This window comes from Streptomyces xylophagus (assembly GCF_000716435.1).
GTDB lineage: Bacteria > Actinomycetota > Actinomycetes > Streptomycetales > Streptomycetaceae > Streptomyces > Streptomyces xylophagus.
Genome location: NZ_JNWO01000192.1, coordinates 1 through 308, shown reverse-complemented (window position 1 = coordinate 308; position 308 = coordinate 1). Strand labels below are relative to the sequence as shown.

1 protein-coding gene is annotated in these 308 nt (G+C 70.8%); it reads left to right on the top strand.

The window, feature by feature from the left end; all coding sequences use genetic code 11:
* Nucleotides 1–70: 70 nt before the first annotated feature.
* On the top strand, nt 71–308 hold a 238-nt coding region (locus OO70_RS50930; protein ID WP_199827575.1), incomplete at its 3' end, for a 2-C-methyl-D-erythritol 4-phosphate cytidylyltransferase.

Genomic DNA, 308 nt, shown 5'->3' with positions numbered 1-308 from the left:
CCTGTCTCGTGGGCTCGGAGATGTGTATAAGAGACAGGTTCGGCTCGGCGCGGGCCGACCCAAGGCCCTCGTGACGGTCGCAGGTGAATCGTTGCTGGTCAGGGCAGTTCGTGGCCTGACCGAGTCAGGTTCTGTCGATCGGGTCGTCGTCGCCGCGCCGACGGACGAGGTGACCGAGGTGACCGGGCTGCTCGCGTCGTTCGGGCGGGCCGTGGACGTCGTCGCGGGAGGCGAGACCCGCACCGACTCGGTCGGGCTGGCCCTGCGGGCGGCGCTCGCCGCCCTGCCGAACACGAGCGTGGTCCTGG